The following is a 25,760-nucleotide window of genomic DNA, read 5'->3' on the forward strand; positions in this document are numbered from 1 at the left end:
CCGCCCCCTTCGCCTCGGCCGCCGCTACTCCTTAACTCCAGCCGCTCCAGCCGCCCCGGCCGCTCCGGCCGCGCGCAGCTCCTGCGCATACTCATCGAGCCGCACGGGAGCGCCTCCGGAGAGGCGCGATTTCTCCGCCGCGAACGCCATCAGATGGCTGCGCACGGAAGCGGCCGCGGACGTCAGGCTTTCCTGCCCGCCGTAGTTCCGCACTTCCTCGATGAAGCTGCGCACGATGCCGCTGTCGCCGCCGCCGTGGCCGGACCAGGTCACCGGCGGGTGGATGATCGTCTTTTGGCCGGTCAGAAAGTCGTACACGGTGATGAGGTCGTCCTCGCCGCGGATCTCGCCGCGCGTGCCCATGATCTGGATGCGCCGCTCCTGCTCATGCGTGAAGCCGCTCATGCTGAACATCGCCGTCGCGCCGCCGTCGAACTCCATCGCCACGACCTGATGGTCGACGACGTTGTTGTCGCTGCGGTAGACGCAGCGGCCGTAGTCGGTCGTGCGCAGCCCGTGCAGGATCGTCTCCCGCTCCAGATCGTCGCAAAAATGCCCCGCCCAGCCCATATACGGCTTGCTCAGGTAGAAGCGCGTCGCCGAGTAAGGGCAGTCCGGCTCGACGGCGCAGTCGAGGCAGCGGTCCGCCGAGCCCGGCGGCGCCTGCTCCTCGCGGAAATGCATCCGCGAGCCGAACGAGCTGACGCTCGTGCAGGGCTTGTCGATCAGCCAGCTCAGCACGTCCATGTCGTGGCAGGACTTGGCGAGGATCATCGGGCTCGCCTTGTCGGAGTTGTTCCAGTTGCCCCTCACGAAGCTGTGCGCGATATGCCAGTAGCCGACGTTCTCGTTGAGCTGGATCGAGGCGACCTCGCCGATCGTCCCGTCCGCGATCAGCTTCTTGATCGCCGCCCAGAACGGCGTATACCGCAGCACATGGCAGATCGTCAGCAGCCGGCCGTGGTCGCGGGCCGCCTGCTCCATGTCGAGGCATTCCAGCGGATCGGGCGACATCGGCTTCTCCAGCAGCACGTGGTAGCCTGCCGCGAGCGCGCGCATCGTCGGTTCGTAGTGCATCCGGTCCTGCGTGCAGATGATGGCGATGTCCGCCTTCCGCGGTCCGTCCAGCAGCGGCTCCCAGCTGGCGTAGCGCTCCTCGGGAGGCACGCCGTGCTGCTCGGCGGTCCGCTCCAGCCGCACCGGGTCGAGCTCCGCGACCGCCGTCAGCTTCAGCTCATGCGGACGATCGAGCGCATAAGGAGCGTAGCCCTTGGCTCCGCGCGCCCCCGCGCCGATCAATACAGCCGTCAGTTGTGCCATGTTGTCTCTCCTTGCTTCTATAATATAGATGGCTCCGCCTGCGTCCGAAGCCTACCCGTTCGAGCCGATCGTGCGGTCGAGGGCGGACTGGTAGATCTCGATGTACCGCTTCAGCCCCATGCTCTCCAGCGTCGAGACATAAGCGTCCCACTCGCCGGTTCCATTCAGGATGAACTTGTCGCGCATCTCGTCGACGTACGTCTGGATGTCCGTGCCGAGCGTCCCCATCTCCTCCTGCTCCTCTTGGGCGAAGTTGAAGCCCGGCCAGACCTGATCCGCCTGCAGCGTGTACGGGTCGGCCTTTTTCGAGTTCTCGACCGAGGTCGGCAGCCCTTCGGCGCCTTTGAAGTACTTGTGCGTGACGAAGCCCGGATAGTAGCCGCCCGGCCAGATCAGATACTGGCTGACCGCCTGGTCGAGGCTGAGCCCGTCCTTGTTGTTCTTGATGTCCTCCGTGTAGTCGACGCTGCCGTCCGCGTTCTCCACGTACGTCTCGTCCTTCCAGCCCATGAAGAAGTTGCGGATGCCCTCGTCCCCGTAAAAATAGTCCATCCAGCGGATCATCGCCTCGGGATGCTCCGCCTTGTCCGTCAAGGCGAACATGCCGATGTTGCCGAGCGGCGCGCCGAGGTACGTGTACATCCGCTCGCCGTGCGGCCCTTCCAGCACGGGCAGGCCGACGTAGCCCTGCTGGTTGTAGATCGCCACCGGGTCGACGTTGTCGACGACGCCGAGCAGCCCTTCCGCGCCTTTCGCGTCGATCTCCTCCGCCTTGACCGAAGCGATGTCCTTCTCCAGCAAGCCGTCCTTGTACAGGCCGTGCACGAACTCCAGCAGCTCCTTGTAGCGCTCGGAGGAGGGCACGAAGCGGATCTTGCCGGCCGCCTCCGGATCCTCGTCTACGTACGGGTTGGCCGTGCCGTGGTTGTTCAGGCCGTAGGCGCCCTTCAGATAGTTCACGAGGCCGAGCGTGCCGACGCCGCCCCAAGCGATCTCGTCGGGCTTGCCGTTGCCGTTCGGATCGCCGGTCTTGATCGCCTTCAGCATTTCCTTGAACTGCTCCAGGTTCGCCGGCTCCGCGACGCCGAGCTTGTCGAGCCACTCCTTCTTGATCCACGGCGTGTTGAAGAAGACGGAGCGGAATTCCGGGTCGTACACCGTCGGCAGCGAGTAGATGTTGCCGTCCGGCATCGTGATGCCTTGCTTGATGACCGGGTACTTTTCCATGAGCGCCTTGAAGTTCGGGGCGTAGCGGTCGATCAGATCGTTCAGCGGCAGGAACACGCCCTGGTCGCCGTACTTGGCCACATCCGTCTTTGGAAAAGCCGAGGCGAAAAACAGCTCCGGATAATTGCCGCCGGCGAGCAGCAGGTTGCGCTTCTCCTTGAGCACGTCCTTCTGCACCGTCTCCCATTCCACATGGATGTTCGTGCGCGCCTCATAGTCGGTCCACAGCTTGAGCGTGCTCCAGTCGACGTTGGCCATGAACTTGCCGGCGAAGCCGCTGACCGTGATCTTCTCGCCGACGATCGGGAAGCCGCTCTCGTTCAGTCCGGCCGGAGCGGCAGCGTCGGACTTGGCCCCGCCGTCTCCGCCTGCGCCGTTTTCACCGCTGCCTCCGCTTGCGTTTCCTGCGCCGTTGCCGTTGCTGCATGCCGCCAGCATTGCCGCCGCGAGCGCCAGCGCCAGCATCCCCTTCGTCCGCTTCCGTTTGCTTCTCTCCATGTTTCTACCCCTCCCGATTGATCGTTCGATATGGATCGATATGGAAGATCAGCCCTTGATGGCGCCGACCAGAATCCCCTTGACGAAATACCGCTGCAGGAACGGATAGAGCAGCAGCATCGGAATGTTCGCGACGATCAGCACGGCGTACTTGATGCCTTCGACCGCCTGCCTCGCCTTGATCGCCGACTCGGTCGAAGCCCGCACCATGTCGTCGGTCTGGCCTTGGATCAGAATCTCGCGCAGGATGAGCTGCAGCGGGAATTTCGGCCGGTCCGACAAATAGAGCAGCGCGTTGAAAAAGGCGTTCCAGTGGCCGACCGCATAGAACAGCACGGTGACGGCGAGGATCGGCATCGACAACGGCAGCACGACGCGCAGCAGCGTGCCGAAGCTCGAGCAGCCGTCGATGACGGCCGCCTCCTGGATCTCCGGCGGAATCGACTGCTGGAAGTAGGTGCGCATGATGATGATGTTCCAGATCGACACCGCTCCCGGCAGGATCATGACCCAGAACGTGTCGAGCAGGCCGAGGTTTTTGATGAGCAGGTACGACGGGATGAGGCCGCCGCCGAAAAACATTGTGAACACCATCAGGCCCATGAACAGGTTGCGGCCGACGAAGTCGGAGCGCGACAGCGGATAGGCGGCGAGCACCGTCATCGTCAGGTTGAGGGCGGTTCCGGCCACGGTGTAGAGCACCGTGTTCAGGAAGCCGCGCAGGATCGCGTCGTTGTCCAGAATTTTCGCGTACGAGTCGATGGTGAAGCCTTTGGGCCAGAGCCAGATCTCGCCGTTCATGATCTTGAGCGGCTCGCTGAAGGAAGCGATCAGCACATAGTACAGGGGATACAGGACGATCAGCGAAACGATGCCGAGCACGGCGTAGACGACGATGCCGAACGCTCTGTCCTCGCGGGTAGCGGGCATGGCGGTTCCCTCCTTACCACAGGCTGCTGCCGCCGGCGCGGCGGGCGATCGAATTGACGGTGACGAGCAGGATGAAGTTGATGACGGCGCTGAACAGTCCGATCGCCGCCGAGAAGCTGTAGTTCGCGTCCAGGATGCCGCTGCGGTACACATAGGTGTCGATGATGTCCGAGCTCGCGAGGTTCAGGTTGTTCTGCATGAGCAGCACCTTCTCGAAGCCGATCGACATGATGCTGCCGACGTTCAGGATGAGCAGGATGAGGATCGTCGGGCGGATGCCCGGCAGGTTGATGTGCCAGATGCGCCGCAGCCGGCTCGCCCCGTCGACGCGGGCCGCCTCGTGCAGGGCGGGATCGATGCCGCCGAGCGCGGCCAGGTAGATGATCGAGCTCCAGCCCATCGTCTGCCAGACGTCGGAGAGCACGTACAGCGTCTTGAACCAGGCGGGATCGGCCATGAAGTTGACGGATTCGCCTCCGAGCGAGACGAGCATCGTGTTGACGAGGCCGTAGCGGGGGTTGAGGAAGATCATGAGCATGCCGACGACGACGACCGTCGAGAGGAAGTGCGGCGCGTACGTGACCGTCTGCACGAACTTCTTGAACCTCTCCGAGCCGGCCTCGTTCAGCAGGAGGGCGAGCAGGATCGGGATCGGAAAGCCGACCGCCAGCAGATAGGCGCCGAGCTCGAGCGTGTTCGTCAGCAGCCGCTCGAAGAAGTAGCTGTCGAAGAAGCGCTCGAAATGCTTGAAGCCGGCCCACGGGCTGTCCCAGATGCCCTTGTTGATGCGGAAGTCCTTGAACGCGATCTGGATGCCGTACATCGGGGCGTAATGGAACACGAGATAGTAGGCGATGACCGGCGCGATCATGACGTACAGCTGCCAGTTGCGGGCGATCCGGCGGCCGAGCGGCGATCCGCCGCCGGCATGGGCGAGCGGCCGGCGGGGCCGCATAAGCCGCTGAGGCGCGGACGCCCCGCCGGTTGCGGGCGGCGCGGGCGGCGGGCCCGGCGGCGACGCGGATGTCGCGAGCGCGGCAGGCGGCGCGGGCGGCGACGCAGATGCCGCGAGCGCGGCAGGCGGCGCGGGCGGCGACGCAGATGCCGCGAGCGCGGCGGGCGGCGCGGACGGGGCGGGCGGCGGGCCCAGTGGCGACGCAGGCATCGCGCCGGCTTGCTGCTGAAGGTTAGCCACGACTGTTCTCCCCCTAGCACGGTAGTTTAGCGAATTATTTGTCAGCTTTTCTAACACAGCTCGATAGTAGCAGGCTTCGCTCCAAACCGTCAACCAAAGATTCCAACTATTCATTGGATTTGGAATGAGAGTTTAGCTTGTTCGTTGCATCGGATGCCGCCAAACGCCACTTCGTTGTCGATTTTAAGATAAAGATAGCGCTTCCAAAGATATGATGCTTAGATTATCAGATTTTTTTTCGGTCGACAAGATCAATTTTTGGTTTCCCACATCCAAATAATTTGGATTCGAGCCCATATAGATCAAACCAGCCGATTTCTCGCCCGACGCTTTGCGAGCAAAACACAAAAAGACGAGGCCAGGGCGGCTGGCCTCGTCTTTTTGTGTTTTTTCGTCCTGCCCGGCCCTTTCGGTCCGCTTCGCTCGGTTTTTCCATCGTAGCGCGCGATCCGCCTTCTTGGGTGGCAGTAATCCAGCGCGCCGGCGCGACGAGGGAATCGAGAGTGCCTTGGGGGGCAGTAATCCGGCACATCGACACGACGAGGGAGTCTAGAGTGCCTTGGGGGCCAGTAATCCGGCACATCGACGCGACGAGGGAGTCTAGAGTGCCTTGGGGGCCAGTAATCCGGCACATCGACGCGACGAGGGAGTCTAGAGTGCCTTGGGGGGCGGAATCCCAGCGCGCCGGCGCGACGAGGGAGTCGAGAGTGCCTTGGGGGGCGGAATCCCAGCGCGCCGGCGCGACGAGGGAGTCGAGAGCGCCTTGGGTGGCGGTAATCCGGCACATCGTCGCGACGAGGGAGTCGAGAGCGCCTTGGGTGGCGGTAATCCGGCACATCGTCGCGACGAGGGAGTCGAGAGTGCCTTGGGTGGCAGTAATCCGGCGCGCCGGCGCGCCCTACTCATGGTTTTTTCGTGCGTAGCGCAGGCTCGCGGGCTACACGCGGTTTTTCCGTGCATAGCCCGACCAGGGCTTGCGCTTGTGGAAGGCATTGTCCGAGCCGAATGGCGGCCGTCCTGACACCTTCAGCGCCAATAAGTCCTCTCCCTCGATTGCGCCAATGGCCATAAGTCCGTCATGGCCGCGCCTCCAGCTTCTCCGCCGCTCTCTCCGTCGACCACTCCACCGGCTTCGCCAGGCCCTACTCGACCGCCTTCTCCGCGCCCTTCTCCACCGCCCTCTCCGCCAACGATTCCGCCGCTCTCTCCGCACCATTCTCCACCGACTTCACCGCCGCTTCCGCATCCGCGCCACCCGGCGCCGCGCCGGAGGACTCGCGAACGATCAGCTCGCAGGGGAGCAGCAGCTTCCTCGCGCCATGGTGCTCGCCCTGCGCGTAGTCCAGCAGGAACGTGCAGGCGGCGGCGCCGATCTCCTCCCGGGGCACGTGGACCGAGGTGAGCGGCGGCGACGTGTACTGGGCGAACTCGATGTTGTCCATTCCGACGAAGGCGATGTCCTCCGGGATGCGCAGTCCCGAGTCGATGACCGCCCGCATGGCGGGGATCGCCAGCGAATCGCTCGCGCAGAAGATGGCGCTCGGCCGTTCGGCCGGCCCCAGCCTTCTCAGCATGTCGAGCGTCTCGCTGTAGCTTTTTTCGATGATCCACTCGGAGTTGACGATCCAGCGCGGATCGGGATGCCGATCCGCCTCCAGCATCGCGAACTTGTAGCCGATGTAGCGCTCGTCCCGCTCCAGAGTGCGGTCGAACGCCGGTCCTCCGACGAAGCCGATCCGCGCATGCCCTCTCTCCTGCAAATGGCGGACCGCCAGCCGAGCGGCCGCCAGCCGATCGCAATCGACGATCGGGACGCCAAAGATGGATTCGTCGTTGAGGCTGACGCCGACGATCGGCACGCCCGCCGCCGCCAGCTGCCCGTACAGGCGCGAATCGTACCAGCTGAGCGCCAGCACGCCGCGGGTGCCGCTTTCCTCCAGCATGGACGCCAGCCGTCCCGGCTCCCGCAGCTCCTCGCTCGCCCGCATCAGCGCCGGCGGCTGGCCGAGCTCCTCCAGCTTGCGGTGAAAGCCTTCCAGCACGGCGGTGAAATAAGGGTGATGGCCCATCAGGCCGCCCGGCAGGATGCAGGCCAGCTGGACGCGATCCGCTCCTGCCGCATGAGCCGGTCCCCCCTGCAGCGGATAGCCCAGCTCCCGCGCGGCATCCAGCACCCGGCGCTTCGTCTCCTCGCTGACCGGACGCGTCCGGTCTCCGCTGATCGCGCGGGAAACGGTCGATATCGATACGCCGAGCCGCTCGGCGATGTCTTTGAGCTTAGCCAATGCTTTCTTCCTCTCCGGCATCGCGCCTGAATTGCTCTCATCTTAGCACAAGAGGCGAACCGAGTTACAGCGCCCCCGAATCTGCCGATAGCGCGCTGACGCTTCATCGTGCTAGAATAAGAGATCATGTTCCTTTCGCACGGAGGTGTCTCATGGATACGATGGTGCTGCGCGTCGCCCGCAACCTCAAGAGAATCCGCAAGTCCAGGGGCCACAGCCTGGACAAGCTGTCCGAGCTGACCGGCGTCAGCAAGACGATGCTCGCCCAGATCGAGCGCGCCGACTCCAACCCGACGATCACGATCCTGTGGAAAATCGCCAGCGGCCTGCGCATCTCGGTGTCCGACCTGATCGAAGAGGACCGCTCGAGCGTGACGCTCGTTCCCGCCTCGACGGTCGTGCCGATTACGGCCGACGACGGCCGCTACGCGAGCTATCCGCTGTTTCCGTACCATGACGAGTCCCGCTTCGAGATCTACCGCGTCGTCATGCAGCCCGGCTGCGCCTACGAGTCCGAGCCCCATCACGAGGGCGTCGAGGAGTACGTCGTCGTCACGCGCGGCGCGCTGCGCCTGCGCATCGGCGAGGAGTGGCACGCGGCAGCCGCAGGCGACGCCATCCGCTTCAGCGCGGATCAGCCTCATGCCTACCACAACGAATCCGCCGAGGAAGTCACCGAGCTGCAGAGCATCATCCGCTATCCGTTCTGAAGCGGACCCCATCGGCTCGATCCTGCCCCATCGCTCGATCCGGCCCGCCGGCTCGAGCCGGCGCTGAACCTGCGTCGCATTCCCGCTTCCACCACCCAAGCCGGCCCTGCGCCGGCTTTTTTTGTTGTTTACAAAAGACCGCCGCCTAATATACTATTACATACGCGGTTGTTCTTTATAGTGAACATATGTACTTTATCAAGCGCTGCCATAACGGAGAAAAGCGTTCAAGCGGCATCCCGTCCCCATCCCGCCGCGCAAAAAAAGGAGAATGCCCCATGCCAACGACGATGACCGGCCTCGTAAAGGCCGAACGCAAGCCCGGAGCCGTGCTCCGGGAGCTGCCGATTCCGCAGATCGGACCGGACGAGGTCCGCATCCGCGTGAAGGCCAGCTCCATTTGCGGAACGGACATGCACATCTATCGCTGGGACGAGTGGGCGGAGCAGAACGTCGTCACGCCCAATGTGTTCGGCCATGAATTCGCCGGCATTGTCGACGAGGTCGGCAGCTCCGTGCGCGGCATCGCCCCCGGCGACCACGTCTCCGCTGAAGGCCACATCGTCTGCGGCGTCTGCAAGCAGTGCCGCTCGGGCAACGCCCATGTGTGCCCGCACACCCGCAGCTTCGGCATCAGCGCGCCGGGCTGCTTCGCGGATTATGCCGTCACCAAGGCGGTCAACGTCATCCCGAACGACCCGTCGCTGCCGCATGAGCTCGCTTGCCTGCAGGACCCGCTCGGCAACGCGGTGCATACGGTGCTGTCCGGCGACATCGTCGGCCGCTCCGTCGCCGTCGTCGGCTGCGGGCCGATCGGCCTGATGGCGATCCAGGTCGCCAAGGCGGTCGGAGCCGGCCGCATCATCGCGGTCGATCTGCATGACTATCGGCTCGGCATGGCGGCGAAGCTCGGCGCGGACGCCTGCCTGAAGCCGTCGCCCGGCCTCGACACGGCCGAGGAGTTGCGACGCCTGACGGACGGAGCCGGCATCGAGGTCGGCCTGGAGATGTCCGGCAGCGGCGCCGCGATCTCCAGCCTGCTGGAGGCGATGGCTCCCGCCGGCCGCGTCTCGCTGCTCGGCATCCCGCCCAAGGCGGTGCCGATCGATCTTGGGCGCCATGTCATTTTCAAAGGGCTCGAGGTGCACGGCATCACGGGGCGGCGGATGTACCGGACGTGGCATCAGCTCAAGGGGCTGCTCGACTCGAAGCGGATCGACCTGCAGCCGCTCGTCGACCATACGTTCACGCTGGACCGCTTCGAGGAAGCGTTCGAGCTGATGGGCTCGGGACAGTGCGCCAAGATCGTGTTCAAGCATTAGCGCCAGCATTCATGACGGGCAGCCCGCCGGCTGCGGAAGGAGAGGAAAGCGATGGCAGGATTGGACTTTCTGAAGGGCGAGCTCGAGGAGCTGAAGCGGCAAGGGAAATACCGGCTGCCCGCCGTCTGGGAAAGCGGCTCGGGAGCGTGGATGGAAATCGGCGGCAGGCGCGTGCTGCAGATGGCGTCCAACAACTATCTCGGCTTGACGGACCACCCGCGGCTCAAGCGCGCGGCCATCGAGGCGACGGAGAAGTACGGCGTCGGCGCCGGCTCCGTCCGCACGATTTCCGGCACGCTGGACATCCATGAGCAGCTCGAGCTGGAGCTGGCGCGGTTCAAGGGCACGGAAGCCGCGCTCGTATTCCAGTCCGGCTTCACGACGAACCAGGGCGTGTTCGGCACGCTGCTGCAGGAAGGCGACGTCGTCATCAGCGACGAGCTCAACCACGCCAGCATCATCGACGGCATCCGGCTGACCAAGGCGGCGCGCCGCATCTACAAGCACAAGGACATGGACAGCCTGGAGCAGGCGCTGCGGGAATCGTCCGGCTGCCGGACGCGCTTCGTCGTGACCGACGGCGTGTTCAGCATGGACGGCGACATCGCGCCGCTGCCGCAAATCGTGGAGCTGGCGGAGCGCTACGACGCGGTCGTCTGCGTCGACGACGCGCATGCGAGCGGCGTGCTGGGACGGTTCGGCAAAGGCTCGACGGATCATTTCGGCCTCCACGGCCGGGTGCACATCCAGATCGGCACGCTGTCCAAGGCGGTCGGCGTCGTCGGCGGCTATGCCGCCGGCAGCCGGGAGCTCAAGGAGTATCTCATCCACAAGGCGCGGCCGTTCCTGTTCAGCACGTCGCAGACGCCGGCCGTAGCGGCCGCCTGCCTGGAAGCGATCTCCGTGCTGCAGGACAGCCCCGAGCTGGGCGAGCGCCTGCACGCCTCCGCCGCGTCGTTCCGCGCGCAGCTGCAGGCGGACGGCTTCGACACCGGCGTCAGCGAGACGCCGATCCTGCCGATCGTCATCGGCGACTCGGCGCAGACGATGCGCTTCTCGGCGCGGCTGCTGGAGCTCGGCGTGTTCGCGCCCGGCATCGTCTACCCGACGGTCGCCGAGGGCAAGGGCCGCGTCCGCTTCATCGTCACCGCGATGCACAGCGACGACGACCTCGCCTTCGCGCGCGACGCGCTGCTGCAGGCCGGACGGGAGTTCGGCCTGATCGGCTAGCAGGGCCGATTCGACGTGACGGCTGCACTTCTCGCATCCAAGCCACCGTCCACGTTCCATCCGCAGGCGAAGTACAAGGCGCTCATCGACCATTGCCGCGGCTGCAGGTATTCTTCCACAAGACCAGATCGGAGCAGGGATGGGATTCTTCCAAGGCGCGCTCTATCTTGGAGCAGGATCAGGAGCGAGCCTCATAGGAGCTTTCCTGTATTGCCGTCCTGGTCGCCTTGATTATGTGGATAAGTAAACCTGTGGGTAAGTGAGCAAGTTTTTCAATTTCATTAAAATTCCTCCTCTTAGGCTGTTCAAAGCGGGGATAACTCTGTGTATAACCTGTGAACTCACAAAAAAGCCGGCCCGCGGATGCGGAGCCGGCTGATGCTGTTCCAGGTCGGCGTTCATCGGGACGGCGGCGCTGGCCCCGCAATGGCGGATCTCCGCTACCCCTTCACCGCTCCGGCCGTCATGCCGGCGACGAAGAACCGCTGCAGGAAGACGAACAGGACGACCATCGGCAGCGAGGCGAGCGCCACGCCTGCCAGCAGCATCGTATAGTTGGTCACGTACTCCCCGCGGAACTGCATGAGCGCGAGCGGCAGCGTCAGGTTGTCGCGGCTCCCGAGCAGCAGCATCGGCATCAGCAGGTCGTTCCAGGACATGACGAACAGGAAGGCCGTGACCGATGCGACCGCAGGCTTGGACAGCGGCATGGCGATGCTGGCGTACAGCCGCCATTCTCCGCAGCCGTCGATGCTGCCCGCCTCGAGCAGCTCGCGGTGCAGCCCCTGCATGAAGCTGCTCAGCATGAAGACCGTGATCGGCAGCAGCAGCGCGGCCGACACGAGGACGAGGCCCCAGAGGCGGTCGGACCAGCCGAGGCTGCGGACGAGCGAGTACAGCGGCAGCATGTTCACCTGGGACGGCACGATGAGGCCGAGGGTGAACAGGCCGGCGATCCACTTGCCCGCGCGGCCGCCCCAGCGGACGGAAGCGTAGGCGATGAGGCTGCCGAGCAGCAGCGTCAGCAGCACGGTGCCGAGCGTGACCGTCACGCTGTTGAGGAGGTAGGCCCACATCGGCTGGCTTTCGAACAGCCCCCGGATGTTGGCCAAAGTCATCGGCTTCGGCCAGCTCAGCGGCTTGGTGAAGAAGGCGGACGGCTCCTTCAGCGTGGAGACGAGCAGGAAATACAAGGGCGCGGCCACGACGGCCGCATAGAGCGCCAGGCAGGCGCGCCGAATCCATCGGCCCACGGTCGCCCCCTCCTTTCGGGAATCATCGGTCAATAGCTGGCGCGGTCGGCCCGCAGCGCCTTGAACTGCGCGTAGGTCAGCAGGCCGAGCACGGCCAGGAACAGCATGGAGCCGGCGGAGGCCAGGCCGAACCGGTAGCTTGCGAACGCGGTGTGGTAGATGTAGGTGGACAGGATCTCCGTCGCATGGTTCGGCCCGCCGTCCGTCATGACGAAGATGAGGTCGAACGCCTTGAACGACTGGATCGTCGTGTAGGCGACGACGATCGTCGCCGACGGCGCCAGCAGCGGCCAGGTGATGCGGCGGAAAATCTGCAGCCGGTTCCCTCCCTCGATGCGCGCCGACTCGTACAGCTCGGCGGGAATCGACTGCAGCCCCGCGATGAACACGATCATCATCTGCCCGGCGTGGGCCCACACCTGGACGAACGCGATCGAGTAGATGGCGATGTCCTTGCTGCCGATCCAGTTGCGCGTCCAGCTCTCGAGGCCCGCGGCGCGGAGCGAGGCGTTCAGCATGCCGATGCCGGGATCGTAGACGAACGACCAGATGAGCCCGACCGAGACGGAGGAGAGGATCGCCGGAAAGAAGTACAGCGCCCGCAGCGCCGTGCTCGAGCGGGAGTTCCGGGCGAGCAGGAGCGCCAGGCCGAGCGACAGGGCCGACTGGGCGATGACGACGGCCAGCATGAACTTGACGTTGTTGAAGACGGCTTTTTGGAACACGAGGCTCTCCAGGCTCGTCGCGTAGTTGTCCAAGCCGACAAAACGGAAGGACGGCGAGAGGCCGTCCCAGTCCGTAAAGGAATAGAACAGGCCCGCTGCCGTCGGGTAGAGGAACAAGAAGCCGTACAGAAGCACTCCGGGAAGCAGGAACAGCAGCAGCGTCCTTTTTCTCGCCATCCTATTTCACCAGGTTCTGGTCAACCGCAGCCTGGGCTTCGGATGCCGCTTCCTCCGGCGAGGAGCCGCCGAGCACCGCCTGAATGGAGCCGGTGACCGCCTTCTGGTTGTCGGCGTTCTTGATCGTGAAGCGCGGCTGGAACAGCGTCTTGCGCGTGCTCCACTCGGTCGCGACCTTCAGCTCCGGCGTCGAGTACTCCACGTCCTTGACGGTCACGTTCTGGCCGGTGGCGTTGGCGTATTCCGAGGCGATCTCCTTGCCGCTGAGGAAGTCGAGGAACTTGCGCGCCTCGTCCGGATGCTTGGAGCGGCTGTTCACGCCGAGCAGGAAGGTGCTCGTGTGCACGCCCTCGTACTTGGCCTCGCCCGCCGCCACCGTGATCGGAGCGAGCAGCTTCTGCTCCAGGCCGGGGTTCTGCTTGGCGTTCTGCGCGAGCTGGTAGGAGCCGCTCGCCAGCATGGCCGCCTTCTCCTGGATGAACAGCGCGCCTGCGGCCGCGTCCTTCGTGCCGAGCGCGTCCGGCTGGAAGTAGCCCTTGTCGTTCAGCTCCTTGATCTGCGAGAGCGTCTTGACCCACCACTCGTCGGTGAGCTTCGCTTCTCCGGCCTCGACCTTCTCGAAGATATCCTCGCTCGGCTCGTTGTTCATCACCATCGTGTTCATGAACTGGCCCGGGCCGATGTCCGCGCCGGCGAACGCGATCGGGATGACGCCGTTCTGCTTGAGCGTCTCGCAGAGGGCGAGGAAGCCTTCCCAGTCCTTGGGCGGAGTCAGGCCGTACTTGTCGAACAGCTTGACGTTGTAGATCGGATCGTTGTAGACGAGCTGGTACGGCACCGCCAGCTGCTTGCCGTCCTTGACGCCCGGCTGGATCAGGTCGGCGTTGAAGCGGCCCAGAAAGTCGGCGCCGGTCAGGTCCGCAAACTGTCCGGCCTTGGACAGCGCCTCGAACTGCGCGCCCGGGAACGAGGCGAACACGTCGCCGGCCGAGCCATCCGTCAGCTTGGCCGCCGCCGCCGTCTGGTACTGGTCGGACGGGAGCGTCTGCATGTCGACTTTGATGCCGGGATTCTGCTGCTGGAATTTCTCGATGATCTTGTTCAGCGCCTCGACGTCTTCCCCGCGCCAGTGAAGGAAGCTGATCTTGACCTCCTTTCCGCCTGACGAGCTGTCGCCGCCCGAAGAACCGCAGGCGCTGAGCATCGCTCCCAAAGCGATGGTGCCTGCCAGAAGCGCATTACGTACGTTGAACACGGGCCATACCTCCTGATGGCAGCTCCTGCTGCCGGGATGATTTCACTTGCAGAGCTCTCCATTTCTCGTGAAACTTCGGCATCGCCTCGCGGCCGAACCGCTCGGCCTCCTCCAGATGGGGATAGCCGGAAAGGATGAAGGACGTGACGCCGAGCTCGGCGTACTCGATCAGCCGGTCGCTGACCTGCTCCGCCGTGCCGACGATGAGGATCGCTCCGCCGGAGCGGACAGTCGACAGCCCCGTCCACAGATTCGGCCCGGCCACATAGCGGCTCGCCTCCGACTGCTCCCGCAGCTCGTTCTGGCGGCGCTGGTTCGTGGCGTCCGTGGCAGCGAAGCTCCGCTGCGCCTGCTCGCGCGCCTCGGGGGATACCTTGCTGATGATCTCCCACGCCGCGGCCCAAGCCTCCTCCTCCGTATCGCGGACGAGCACCTGCGCCCGCAGGCCGTACCGCAGCGGACGCTTCAAGCCCTCCGACTGCTCCAGCTCGGCGCGAATCCGCTCCACGTCCTCGATCTGCTCGCGGATCCAGTCGTGGGGCTCCCCCCACATGAGGAACGTCTCGGCGTGGCGGATGGCCGTTTCCTTGGCCGCCCGCGAGCTGCCGCCCAGATAGAACGGAGGATGCGGCCGCTGCACCGTGCGCGGCGAGCTGACCGGCCGCGAGAACTGGTAGTACTTGCCCTGGAACGGCTGGATCTCCCCGCCTGTTCCTTGCGCGCCGCCGAACTCCGAGGGCGTCAGGCCTTCCGCGCCCGTCCATGCCTGGCGCATCACCTCGAGGTATTCGCCGGCGCGCTCGTAGCGCTCGTCATGGGCATGGGCGAGCGGATCGCCCAGCTCCTCCAGGTCGGCGACGGAGCTGCCGGTGACGACGTTGATCATCGCCCTTCCCCCGGAGAGCACGTCGAGCGCGGCGCCCATGCGGGCGGCCAGGACGGGAGCGACGAGCCCCGGCCGCACGGCGACCAGGGGGCGCAGGCTCCGGGTATGGCTCATGACCGCCGATCCGACGACCCAGGCGTCGAGGCAGGCGCCGCCGGTCGGGATGAGTGCGAAGCCGAAGCCCGCCGCCTCGGCCGCCTTGGCCACATCGATCAGATAGTCAAGGGAAGGCTCCCTTTCCGGAGCGACGCCGACATAACGTCCGTCGCCCGCCGTCGGGAGGAACCAGCCGAACTCTACCGTTTCATTCGCCGCGTTTGCCATGCCTGCATCCTTCTTTCTGCTGTAAATTGAATCCATCATCAGCCGCCAGTTGACTGGAATATAACCAACCTATATAGTCGGATTACTGTGAGATTCATCATAGCAAGAGCGGAGCCTTCGCGGAATGTCATTTTGCGTGGTTCCCGGCTTGTCAATTTGTCGGGTGGATCCATTCGGAACAACGGAAAAAGGAACGGCACGGGGCCGTTCCTTGGCGGAGAGATGGAAAAAAGCGGGGACGAAGAGAAAGAAAGGAGAGGCGCGACATGCCTGTGACGAAGCGGGAAGACCATCAGGAAAAGCTGGAGATCGCCTTTTTCACCCCATCCGGCTATGAGCTGGCCTCGCCGGCCTGGCCGATCCGGATCGGCCGCAACCGGACCAAGGAAGGCTACCGCATCGGGCCGCGGACGACGCCCTTCCACTATCTGATCGCCGTCGCGGAAGGAGAAGGCGAATTCCTCCAGGGCGGCGGACGCTATCGCCTCGGGCCGGGCGACCTGTTCGCGCTGTTTCCCGAGACGATCCACGAGTATTATGCCTCGCCGGACAACCGGCTGCAGCAGCTCATCCTGGCCTTCGACGGACCGGAGGCCGCAGCCCTGCTGGAGCGCGGCGGGCTGACCCCGGAGCGCCCCCATCGGAGCGGGCTCTCGGCGGGAGAGCTTATGCGCTGCCTCGACCGCTTCCTGGAGGAGGCCGACGGGGAGCCGTCGGACCTCGCGCGGCTGGCGCGCTTCCATGAAGCGATGGCGCTGCTGGCCGAGGCCTCGCCCGGCGCGGGCCGCCGGCCCGCCGAGGAAGGGTGGCTGCGGCAGGCCCGCGATTACATCGACCTCCACTATGCGGGCGGCATCACCGTATCCGGGGCGGCCGACCATGTCGGCATCGACCGGACCCACTTCTCCAAGCGGTTCCGCGAAGCCTACGGCGTCACGCCGATCCGCTACATCCAGGGGCTCAAGCTGGCGGAGGCCGAGCGGCTGCTCGGACACACCTCGCTCACGTTGTCGGAAATCGCCTACTCGGTCGGATACCCCGACCTATTCTCGTTCTCCAAGGCGTTCAAGAAGCATAAAGGCCGGTCGCCCAGCGAGTGCCGCAGCAAAGCGGCGGGCCCGGACTGAAGGCCGGGGCCGCGCTGCCCGTCATTCAGCAAGAAGCCCCGATGCCTGCGCCGCGGCGGGCCGGCCCGCCGGCCGCGCGCCCAGCGCGCCCGCGGCCGGGCGCTCCAGGCCGAGATGGCCGCGCAGCGTGCGGCTCTCGTACTCGCGGCGGAACAGGCCGCGCCGCTGCAGGATCGGCACGACCTCGTCGACGAACGTGTCGAGATCGCCGGGCAGCACCGGCGGCATGATGTTGAAGCCGTCGCAGGCGCTCGAGCGGAACCAGTCCTCGATGAGGTCGGCGAGCTTCTCCGGCGTGCCGACGAACTGCAGATGGCCGCGCGCGCCGAGCAGCCGCCGCCCGAGCTCCAGGATGCTGAGCCCGTCCTTGCGGGCCAGGTCCATGATGAGCTGCACGCGGCTCTTCATTCCGTTGGACGCCTCCACCGGATCGGGGATGTCGGGCAGCGGCCCGTCCGGCGGATAGCCGGACAGGTCGAACTGGAGCATGCCGGAGAGGAAGCCGCTCGCCTCCTCCGGCCGGATCAGGTCGAGCAGCTCCCGCTCGCGGCGGCGCGCCTCCTCCTCGGTCGAGCCGAGGATCGGCGACAGCCCGGGCATGATGTGCAGGCTGCCCGGCCTCCGGCCGGCCTCGGCCAGCTTGCCTTTCATCACCGCGTAAAACGACCGGGCCGCCTCGACATGCGGCTGCGCGGTGAAGATCACCTCCGCGACGCGGGCGGCGAACGCCTGGCCCGGCTCGGACGAGCCCGCCTGGATGAGCACCGGATAGCCCTGCGGCGGACGGGGCACGTTGAGCGTGCCATGCGCCGAATACCAGCTGCCGTCGTAGTCGACGGGCCGGAGCTTGGCGGCGTCGGCGAAAATGCCGGACTGCCGGTCCATGACGAGCCCGCCGTCGTCCCAGCTGTCCCACAGGCTGGCGACGACCTCGACGAACTCCTCCGCCATCCGGTAGCGCACGCCGTGCTCGGGATGCCGGTCGCGGCCGAAGTTGCGCGCCTCGGCATCCGTCTGCGACGTGACGATGTTCCAGCCGGCGCGCCCGCCGCTGATATGGTCGAGCGTCGCGAACTTGCGGGCGGCGTTGTACGGCTCGTTGTACGTCGTGCTCATCGTCGCCGTCAGTCCGATCCGCTCGGTCGCCGTCGAGATCGCCGACAGCAGCGCGATCGGGTCCATCATGCCGGCGGCGGCATGGGTCGGGTAGATCAGATGCAGCAGGTCGGCGAAAAAGATCATGTCGAACTTGCCCCGCTCCGCCGTCCGCGCCATCCGCACGTAATTCGCGATGTCGAACATCGCCTCCACGCCGGAGTCCGGATGCCTCCAGCCGGCATGATGATGCCCCGTGAAATAAAGGAACGCCCCCAGATGGAGCTGCTCTCCCTCTCGCCTCTTGTCGCTCATAGTCCCTTCTCCTTTCCGTCCTGGAACGGCCGCCGCCACCGGAGCCAGCGCAGCTCCAGCCGCCTGACGCCGGCATCCGTCAGCTTGCCCGCCAGCATGAACAGCACGATGCCGACGAACACGAGATCCGTCTGCGCGTACACGCGCGCGTCCTGGATCATGTAGCCGATGCCCTCGCTCGCTCCCATCATCTCCGCCACCGACAGCATCAGCCAGGAGACGCCGGCCGACAGCCGCGCCCCGAGCAGGATGTTCGGCAGCGCCGCCGGCAGGATGAGGCCTCTCACCAGCTGCAGGCGGGTGAACTGCAGCACGCGCGTCACCTCGTACAGCTTGGCCTCCGCGCTGCGGACGCCCAGATAGGTGTGGAAGTACACCGGGAAAAAGGCGCCGAGCGCGATGAGCAGCCCTTTGGAAAACTCGCCCACGCCGAACCAGAGGATGAACAGCGGAATGACCGCGAGCAGCGGCACTGTCCGCAGCATCTGCAGCGACGGGTCGAGCAGCCGCTGCGCCCAGCGGCCGAGCCCGGTGAACAGGCCGAGCAGCAGCCCGGTCGCGCCGCCGAGCAGGAAGCCCGCCGCCGCCCGGCGGAAGCTCGCCCACGCATGCTCGCCGAGCTCGCCGCTTGCGAGCAGCCGCAGCGCCGAGGCGGCGATGACGCTCGGCGCGGGCAGCATCGCCGGCGAGACGAGGCCGGCGCGCGCGGCCGCTTCCCAGACGAGCAGGACGGCGAGCGGCAGCAGCCAGCCCTGCGCCCAGCGGGGCAGCCCGAGCCAGTCCCGCTGCCGCGCCGCCTCGGCGCGCGGCGCCGTGACGGCGCGTGCCTGCGCCTTCGCCGCTTGCGGATCAGCCGCCATCTACTCCACCCCCTTGAGCGTCGTCTGCCAGCGCAGCAGGCGGCGCTCCAGCAGCTTGACGATGGAGTCGGTGAGCTTGCCCGCCGCCGCGAAGACGAGGATGCCGACGAAGATGACCGACGTCAGCGAGAACGAGCGCGCGTCGTTCAAAATGTAGCCGAGCCCGTCGCTCGAGCCCATCAGCTCCGCCACGACGAGGCCGAGCCAGCTCACGCCGAGCGAGAGCCGGACGCCGAGCAGGATCGACGGCAGCGCGGCCGGCAGGATGAGATGCCGCAGCGTCTGGCTGCGCGTGAACTGCAGGACGCGGGCGACGTCGAACAGCTGGCGGTCGACCGAGCGCACGCCGAGGAACGCGTTGACGTACAGCGGGAAAAACGCGCCTTTGGCGATCAGCAGGATTTTGGACGCCTCGCCGAAGCCGAACCACAGAATGAACAGCGGCGCGACCGCCAGATGGGGCAGCATGCGCAGCATCTGCAGCGTCGGATCGACGAGCCGCTCGGCCCGCCAGGAAAAGCCGACCCACAGCCCGGCGGCAAGTCCGAGCCCGCCTCCGAGCACGAAGCCGAGCAGCGCCCGCCAGGCCGAAATGCCGAGGTTCAGCGGCAGCTCGCCGCTGCGGCTCATCGCCGCGAATTCCTCCGCGATCGCCGACGGAGGCGGCAGCAGCACTTCGTTCAGCCAGCCGCCCCAGGCGGCCGCCTGCCAGGCGGCCAGAATCGACAAGGGCAGCAGCAGGCCGACCAGCGCATTCAGCAGAGCCGCCTTGGTCCGGGATGGCTCCAGCATCGTCATGACCTCACTTTCCGCCGCTTGCTTCGGCTTCGGCTTGCTTCAGCGCTTCCTCGACGAAGCGGTTGTCGAAAACTTCCTTGACGTCGATCCCCTTGCGGATCGTGCCGAGCTCGAACTGGAAGTCGGCCGTCTGCTGCTGCTCGGCAATCACCTCGTCCGTCACCGAGATGTTGATGAACGCCGAGCGCTCCTGCATGCCCTGCACGAGCGCAAGCGGAATGCCGCGCTCGTCGGCGTACCGTTGGAACGCCTCTTCCTGATGCGCCTTCTCCCACTCGATCGCCTGCTGCAGCACCTTGAGGTACAGCGTGACCAGCTCCGGATGCTGCTCGGCGAGCTCCGCCCGCACGAGCTGGAACGACGGCGACAGGATGCCGCTCGACGCGCCGTCGGCGATCACCCGGCCTTTGCCGGAGAGCGCGTTCAGCGTGATGTACGGGTCCCAGGTCGCCCAGGCGTCGACCTTGCCGCCCTCGAATGCCGGCTGCGTCTCGTCCGGCTGCAGCTGGATGACCTGCAGGTCCGATTCGGACAGGCCCTCGGCGTCCAGCAGGCGGTACAGGAAGTTGTAGGCGTTGCTGCCCTTCGTCACCGCCACCTTTTTGCCCTTGAGGTCGGCGACCGACTGGATCGGACTGTCCTGCGGCACGATGAGGGCGACGTTGTTGCGGCCCTCGAGCACCTGCGAGACGATCTTGAACTTCACGCCGGCCGCCTGCGCGGAGATCGGCGGCATGTTGCCCATGCCCGCGAAGTCGAGATGGCTCGACGCCATCGCCTCGACCATCGGCGGCCCGCTCTGGAATTCGATCCACTCCACCTTGGCGCCGAGCTTGCCGAACGCGTCCTCGAACCATTTCTCCTCCTGCGCCTTGCCGAACAGGCCGCCCTTGCCCTGCACGCCGATCTTGACCGTCAGCCCCTCGGCGGACGCGGCCCCGGCAGCTCCTGCCGAAGGCTTCTCCGCCCCCTCGTCCGCTCCGCCTCCGCCGCAAGCCGACAGCGCAAGCGCTCCGAGCAGCAGCATGGCGGCGATCCAGCCCTTCTTTCCCTTTTTCCGTTCCATCTTTCGTCTCCCCCTCTTGTGCATGTCCGTCAAATGCCCGCGCCAGGATCCGGCACCGGCGCCTCCTCGACCTTTTCGAACTCCCGCAGCACGACGCCGCGGATCTCCTGGAACGGCGCTCCCGTCCGCTGGCGCGGATAGGGCAGATCGACGCTCACGACGCGCCGGATGTGGCCCGGACGCGGGTTCATGATGACGACCTGCTGGCCGAGAAACACCGCTTCGTCGAGGTCATGCGTCACGAACAGCATCGTCGTCCGGTCCGCCTGCCAGATGTCCAGCAGCACCTCCTGCATATGCGCCCGGGTGAACGCGTCGAGCGCGCCGAACGGCTCGTCGAGCAGCAGCACCTTGGGCCGCCGCAGCAGCGCCCGGGCGATCGCCACGCGCTGCGCCATGCCGCCGGACAGCTCCGACGGATAGGCCTTCTCGAAGCCCTTCAGCCGGACGAGCTCGATCAGCTCCCCGACCCGGCGCCGCACGGCCGCGTCCCGCAGGGAGGCGTTGGCGGCGATATTCTTCTCCACCGTCCACCACGGGAACAGGCGCGGCTCCTGGAAGATGACGCCCTTCTCCACGCTCGGTCCCTCGATCGGCCGCCCGTCCAGCGTGATCGAGCCTTCGTAGGAGGCGTCCAGCCCGGCGGCGATCTTGAGCAGCGTGCTCTTGCCGCAGCCGCTCGGACCGATGAACGTGACCAGCCTTCCTGGGCCGATCTCCAGCCGGATGTCCCGCAGCGCGACGACCTCCCCGGCCGGAGCCGGAAAGATCTTGGTCAGTCCTTGGATCGCCAGCATGCTACCCCATCCTTTCGATGACAGCGATAATGATTATTCCTCCCCGCTAACTGGGATTTTGAGGAATAAAAAAAGGAGATGCGCAGCCAGCCGAGAAGAGGGCTCTGTTCGAACAGTCAGCCCCTCTTCCTCAGCGGTCCGCGGCATCTCCGGTCGGTCCGGTCGATTCGCATTCCACAAACCGAATATCGATTCGGTTAGTATGCCTGAATTCTATCAAGCGTCTCTCCTCCTGTCAAGCGCTTCGCGCCGGCCGGCAAAAAGATCGACGACGCTCGCCGCCCGCATCGGCACCGGCACCTCGGATCCTGGCATCCGCTGCAGCGTCAGCCCCTGGATCAGGCTCGTGAAGTAGAACGCCAGCTCCAGCGGATCGCCCTCCGGCGCCGTGCCCTCGGCTTGTCCCTGCGCGATGATCGCGGCGACCGGCTGCAGGTTGACGGTGAAGCGGCCGGTCACGTCGCGGCGCAGCTCCTCCGACGCCTCGGACAGCCGGGCCGTATGGATGAGGATCGTATGCGCCCAGCTGTTGCCGAGCGCCAGCCAGTTCTCCGCGATCGTCAGCAGCTTGGCGCGGGCCTCGCCGGGACCGTCCGCGACCGAGCGGACGAACTCGCCGTAGCCGGTCTGCCCCCGGCGCAGCACCTCCGCGAAGATCTCTTCCTTGGACTTGAAGTAGTGATACAGGTTGCCGATGCTGATGCCGGCCGCTCCGGCGATATGCTGCATCGAGGCCGAGCCGACGCCCTTGACCGCCATCACCTCGATCGCCGCGTCCAAGATGTCGTTCATGCGCTGCTCCCGCTGCTGCAGGTCCTTTTCCGCGTTTCTCGCCATTCTCGCTCGCTCCTCCCTGGAATCATCCGCCATTATATCCCAATCGAAGCGCCAGGTGAAGCAGGGCTTGTCGTGGAGCCACAGATGGTTCAAGTGGCGCCGGGACACGCAGGATCGGGGTGCCGGAAGCGAATGCGCGCGGGGCTCCGGACCCTCTCAGCTCCGCCGGAACGAAGCGCGGTACGCCCGCGGCGGCATGCGCACGATCGACTTGAACACTTTTTCGAAATGCGGAAAGCTGTCGAAGCCGACCTGCCCGGCGATCGCCGTGATGCGCTCGTCCGTCTCGCGCAGCAGCCGCTGGGCCGCCTTGATCCGCGTCAGCGCGACGTACTCGGTGAAGGCGAAGCCCATGTGGCGCTTGAACGAACGGCTCAGATGGCTCGGGCTGAGGAAAAAGCGCTCGCTCAACCCGCCCAGCGTCAGCGGCTCGGCATAGCTCTCGGAAATGCAGCGCGCCACCGCGGCCATCCGCTCGGCGGCCGGCGACGCCGACGGCTCCGGCTGGCGGCGGCTCTGCTCGCGGCGCGTCAGCCGCGCCGCGAGCAGCAGCGCCTGCTCGGCGAGGCGCCGAGCCGCCAGCCCATGCCCCGGCTGACGCTCCTGCAGCTCGCGCAGCAGCTCATGGAGCAGCCGCTCGAGCCGCATTCCTTCCGGACCGGACGCGGCCAGCACCCGCCTGCCTTCCCGGAACGGCGAGCGCAGCAGCTCCGCCTCTTCCTCCGGCCGTCCCTCGAACCAGGCGTCGTCGTAGTAGATCACGATCCGCTCGTGGCCCGGCTCTCCGGCGTCGAACGTCTTGTGCACCTCGCCGCCCGGCACGAAGACGAGATCGCCGCTCCGCACCGGGTATACCCGGTCGCCGATGAAGTAGCTCCGCTCGCCCTGGAACAGGTAGTACAGCTCATGCTGCGGGTGCATGTGGTCCTCCGCCATCGCGTAAAAGCCCTCGCGCCGGTTGTACTCGAGCCTGACGCGCGCGTCCTCCGAGACGTACCTCAGCTCCACGGTTTCGTTCATCCCGCCGCCTCCTAGCGCAAAAATTGCGTCCTTTCTCTGAATTCTAGCATAATCGCAGAGGAAATACGCTTGATCTTGCGGTACGCTTGCCTCATCAACATCAACGGAAAGAGGAAAGGGAGAGTGCGAGCATGAGCGCGAAACGGAAGACCTATGCCCAGGTCGGCACCGGCGGCCGGGCCGAATTCTACTATGGAGCGATCGCCTCGACGTTCCAGGAGACGAGCGAGCTCGTCGCCTTTTGCGACATCAACGAGACGCGGATGGACTACGCCAACCGGATGCTGGTCGAAAAGTACGGTAGCCGCGCGGTGCCGACGTACCGGAGCGACCGCTTCGAGGAGATGATCGCGGCGGAGAAGCCCGACTGCGTCATCGTCACGAGCGTCGACCGCACGCATCACGCCTACATCATCCGGGCGCTCGAGCTCGGCTGCGACGTCATCACCGAGAAGCCGATGACCGTCGACGCCGAGAAATGCCAGCAGATCCTCGACGCGGCGGAGCGGACCGGACGCAGCGTCCGCGTCACGTTCAACTACCGCTATGCCCCGCATCATACGAAGGCGCGCGAGCTGATCGAGTCGGGCGCGATCGGCGACGTGACGAGCGTGCATTTCGAGTGGCTGCTCAATACGCAGCACGGCGCGGACTACTTCCGCCGCTGGCATCGCGACAAGCGCAACAGCGGCGGCCTGCTCGTGCACAAGTCGACGCATCACTTCGACCTCGTCAACTTCTGGATCGGCTCCGAGCCGGAAACCGTCTTCGCGATGGGCGACCTGCGCTTCTACGGCCGCGAGAACGCCGAGGCGCGCGGCGTCACGGCGTTCTACGACCGGGCGACCGGCAGCGAGCTCGCTCAGGACGATCACTTCGCCCTCCATCTCGACCGCAACGAGCATCTGAAGGCGATGTACCTCGACGCGGAAAAAGAAGACGGCTACCGCCGCGACCAGAGCGTATTCGGCGACGGCATCTCGATCGAGGACACGATGAGCGTGCTCGTCCGGTACAAGAACAAGGCGCTGCTGACGTATTCGCTGAACGCCTACATGCCTTGGGAGGGCTACCGGATCTCGTTCAGCGGCACGAAGGGCCGGATCGAGATGAGCGTCGTCGAGCAGTCGTACGTCAACTCGGGCGGCGACAAGGCGCTCGAGGGGGCGGCCAAGGGCGTCAGCCTGCTCGTGCTGCCGATGTTCGGCGAGCCTTGGCAGGCCGAGATCGAGCGCAAGGAGGGCGGCCACGGCGGCGGCGATCCGGAGCTGCTGCGCGACCTGTTCGGCGAGCCGCTGCCCGACCGGTTCCGGCGCGCGGCGGACCATATCGACGGCGCTCGCTCCATCCTGACCGGCATCGCCGCCAACCGCTCGATCGCGACCGGCCTGCCGGTGCGGACGGACAGCCTGGTGCGCTTCGCTCGGTAGGGCGGGCGCAGGAGCTGGGGGCGAGGGGTGGCGCCGGAGCTGGGGGCAAGGGGTGGCGCCGGTGCGGCGGGCGTAGTGTGGCGCGGCGGGAACGTACAAACACAAAATCGCACTCCTCGCGGCTCCCCCCCTCCCGCCTTCCGGTCACTAACCAAAATCCAAGGCACTTTTCTGCCTTGGATTGGCCGATCCGGCCCGAAAAAGGTGACGTACAATAAGTTGTGTACCAACATTTGGAGCCTAGCTAGGCACAAAAAAAGTAGGGTATTCTCGGGGTTACGACGCCACCAAGAAAGGACCCTACTTCATGACTAGTATAACCGAAAACCACCTGAACCATCTCTTTGAAAATTCTGTCATCCCCTTCGTAAAGGAGCGGATCGAGTTCCTCATCCGCACGGAGATTCAGCACCACATGGCCGAGGCTGCAGCAGCAGGTATCCGCAACAGCCGAAACGGCTACTACTACCGGGATCTGCACACCCGCTACGGCCTGATCGAGGATCTGGAGATGCCCCGAGACCGAAACGGCGACTTCCAAACGCAGCTGTTCGAGCCCTATCAGCGGCGCGACGGCTGGCTGGAGGAGGCCGTCATTCAGATGTACAAAGGCGGCATGCCGACCCGCGACATCGCTCGGTTCATTGAAGGCATGTTCGGTCAAGCATACTCGCCGACCACGATCAGCAACATCACCTCGACGGTTCTGGAAGACGTGGAACGCTGGCAGACAAGGCCGCTCGGCAAGCGCTACTCCGTCATTTACCTCGACGGCATGTACGTCAAGCTCAAGCGCAGCACGGTCAGCGGCGAAGTCGTTTGTTTTGCGATGGGCATCGACGAAGACGGGTACCGATCCATCCTCGGCTTCTACGTCGGGGGAAAAGAGAGTGCCAACGTATGGCGCGACGTGCTGAAAGACTTGCAGCAGCGCGGCGTGGAGGAAGTTCTGCTTGGCGTATTCGATGGGCTGCCTGGGCTGGATACGGCCTTCCGGGAAGCCTTTCCCAAAGCCGACGTCCAGCACTGTGTCGTCCACAAAGTGCGCTCGACCTTTCCCAAGATCCGCATGCAGGAC

At 65.5% G+C, this 25,760-nt stretch carries 22 protein-coding genes; 6 read left to right on the top strand and 16 right to left on the bottom strand.

Going from position 1 to position 25,760, the window contains the following annotated elements:
• Positions 1-24 precede the first annotated feature (24 nt).
• The 5 genes from H582_RS0107905 to H582_RS26585 form a co-directional block, all read right to left on the bottom strand.
• The gene (locus tag H582_RS0107905) at positions 25-1,320 is read right to left on the bottom strand and encodes a Gfo/Idh/MocA family protein (protein WP_028598106.1); all 1,296 of its coding nucleotides are present in this window, start codon (positions 1,318-1,320) and stop codon (positions 25-27) included.
• A gap of 51 nt (positions 1,321-1,371) precedes the next feature.
• The gene (locus H582_RS0107910) at positions 1,372-3,045 is read right to left on the bottom strand and encodes an extracellular solute-binding protein (RefSeq protein WP_028598107.1); all 1,674 of its coding nucleotides are present in this window, start codon (positions 3,043-3,045) and stop codon (positions 1,372-1,374) included.
• 48 nt (positions 3,046-3,093) lie between these two features.
• Positions 3,094-3,975 (bottom strand): carbohydrate ABC transporter permease, encoded by an 882-nt coding sequence (locus tag H582_RS0107915; protein WP_028598108.1) that lies wholly within the window; start codon positions 3,973-3,975, stop codon positions 3,094-3,096.
• Between the two features lie 13 nt (positions 3,976-3,988).
• Positions 3,989-4,930, bottom strand: coding sequence for an ABC transporter permease (locus H582_RS0107920; RefSeq protein WP_028598109.1), 942 nt, complete (start codon positions 4,928-4,930; stop codon positions 3,989-3,991).
• 1,382 nt (positions 4,931-6,312) lie between these two features.
• Positions 6,313-7,455, bottom strand: a complete 1,143-nt coding sequence (locus H582_RS26585; RefSeq protein ID WP_084136849.1) for a LacI family DNA-binding transcriptional regulator — start codon at positions 7,453-7,455, stop codon at positions 6,313-6,315.
• Between the two features lie 152 nt (positions 7,456-7,607).
• Between H582_RS26585 and H582_RS0107940 the strand changes: the two genes are divergently transcribed.
• The 3 genes from H582_RS0107940 (at position 7,608) to H582_RS0107950 (ending at position 10,717) form a co-directional block, all read left to right on the top strand.
• On the top strand, positions 7,608-8,165 hold the full coding sequence (locus tag H582_RS0107940) for a helix-turn-helix domain-containing protein (RefSeq protein WP_028598110.1): 558 nt from the start codon (positions 7,608-7,610) through the stop codon (positions 8,163-8,165).
• Positions 8,166-8,443: 278 nt separating this feature from the next.
• On the top strand, positions 8,444-9,487 hold the full coding sequence (tdh, locus tag H582_RS0107945) for an L-threonine 3-dehydrogenase (RefSeq protein WP_028598111.1): 1,044 nt from the start codon (positions 8,444-8,446) through the stop codon (positions 9,485-9,487).
• A gap of 51 nt (positions 9,488-9,538) precedes the next feature.
• On the top strand, positions 9,539-10,717 hold the full coding sequence (locus tag H582_RS0107950; protein ID WP_028598112.1) for a glycine C-acetyltransferase: 1,179 nt from the start codon (positions 9,539-9,541) through the stop codon (positions 10,715-10,717).
• Positions 10,718-11,157: 440 nt separating this feature from the next.
• On the opposite strand, the gene H582_RS0107955 is transcribed toward H582_RS0107950, so the two are convergent.
• From H582_RS0107955 to H582_RS26590, 4 genes are read right to left on the bottom strand one after another with little or no spacing between them, the layout of a single operon-like run.
• A complete protein-coding gene (locus H582_RS0107955) occupies positions 11,158-11,970 on the bottom strand; it encodes a carbohydrate ABC transporter permease (protein WP_028598113.1) in 813 nt (270 codons plus the stop codon).
• 29 nt (positions 11,971-11,999) lie between these two features.
• Positions 12,000-12,872: a carbohydrate ABC transporter permease gene (locus H582_RS0107960; RefSeq protein ID WP_028598114.1), complete on the bottom strand. Its 873-nt coding sequence runs from the start codon at positions 12,870-12,872 to the stop codon at positions 12,000-12,002.
• Position 12,873: 1 nt separating this feature from the next.
• Positions 12,874-14,076: an ABC transporter substrate-binding protein gene (locus H582_RS0107965; RefSeq protein ID WP_052333070.1), complete on the bottom strand. Its 1,203-nt coding sequence runs from the start codon at positions 14,074-14,076 to the stop codon at positions 12,874-12,876.
• A 34-nt stretch (positions 14,077-14,110) separates the two neighbouring features.
• Positions 14,111-15,337 (bottom strand): LLM class flavin-dependent oxidoreductase, encoded by a 1,227-nt coding sequence (locus tag H582_RS26590; protein WP_052333067.1) that lies wholly within the window; start codon positions 15,335-15,337, stop codon positions 14,111-14,113.
• Between the two features lie 266 nt (positions 15,338-15,603).
• Between H582_RS26590 and H582_RS0107975 the strand changes: the two genes are divergently transcribed.
• Positions 15,604-16,464 carry an AraC family transcriptional regulator gene (locus H582_RS0107975; protein ID WP_028598116.1) on the top strand — a complete coding sequence of 287 codons (861 nt, stop codon included), beginning with the start codon at positions 15,604-15,606 and terminating at the stop codon, positions 16,462-16,464.
• Between the two features lie 21 nt (positions 16,465-16,485).
• Here the strand turns inward: H582_RS0107975 and H582_RS0107980 are convergent, their stop codons facing one another.
• The 7 genes from H582_RS0107980 to H582_RS0108010 form a co-directional block, all read right to left on the bottom strand.
• A complete protein-coding gene (locus H582_RS0107980) occupies positions 16,486-17,874 on the bottom strand; it encodes an LLM class flavin-dependent oxidoreductase (RefSeq protein WP_028598117.1) in 1,389 nt (462 codons plus the stop codon).
• A complete protein-coding gene (locus H582_RS0107985; RefSeq protein ID WP_028598118.1) occupies positions 17,871-18,734 on the bottom strand; it encodes an ABC transporter permease in 864 nt (287 codons plus the stop codon). The genes H582_RS0107980 and H582_RS0107985 overlap by 4 nt, the downstream gene beginning before the upstream one ends.
• Positions 18,735-19,532, bottom strand: coding sequence for an ABC transporter permease (locus tag H582_RS26595; RefSeq protein ID WP_052333068.1), 798 nt, complete (start codon positions 19,530-19,532; stop codon positions 18,735-18,737). It abuts the gene before it with no gap.
• Between the two features lie 4 nt (positions 19,533-19,536).
• Positions 19,537-20,598: an aliphatic sulfonate ABC transporter substrate-binding protein gene (locus H582_RS0107995; protein ID WP_043111074.1), complete on the bottom strand. Its 1,062-nt coding sequence runs from the start codon at positions 20,596-20,598 to the stop codon at positions 19,537-19,539.
• A gap of 29 nt (positions 20,599-20,627) precedes the next feature.
• Complete coding sequence (locus H582_RS0108000; protein ID WP_028598120.1) at positions 20,628-21,395, bottom strand: ABC transporter ATP-binding protein; 768 nt, start codon at positions 21,393-21,395, stop codon at positions 20,628-20,630.
• Positions 21,396-21,611: 216 nt separating this feature from the next.
• Positions 21,612-22,232 (bottom strand): TetR/AcrR family transcriptional regulator, encoded by a 621-nt coding sequence (locus H582_RS0108005; protein ID WP_028598121.1) that lies wholly within the window; start codon positions 22,230-22,232, stop codon positions 21,612-21,614.
• A gap of 156 nt (positions 22,233-22,388) precedes the next feature.
• A complete protein-coding gene (locus tag H582_RS0108010) occupies positions 22,389-23,252 on the bottom strand; it encodes an AraC family transcriptional regulator (RefSeq protein ID WP_043111075.1) in 864 nt (287 codons plus the stop codon).
• A 131-nt stretch (positions 23,253-23,383) separates the two neighbouring features.
• On the opposite strand from H582_RS0108010, the gene H582_RS0108015 reads away from it, so the two are divergent.
• Positions 23,384-24,682, top strand: coding sequence for a Gfo/Idh/MocA family protein (locus H582_RS0108015; protein WP_028598123.1), 1,299 nt, complete (start codon positions 23,384-23,386; stop codon positions 24,680-24,682).
• Positions 24,683-24,989: 307 nt separating this feature from the next.
• The coding region (locus H582_RS0108020) for an IS256 family transposase (protein ID WP_156876694.1) at positions 24,990-25,760 on the top strand (771 nt) is incomplete at its 3' end.

It is taken from the genome of Paenibacillus pasadenensis DSM 19293, from assembly GCF_000422485.1.
Taxonomy (GTDB): Bacteria; Bacillota; Bacilli; order Paenibacillales; family Paenibacillaceae; genus Paenibacillus_O; species Paenibacillus_O pasadenensis.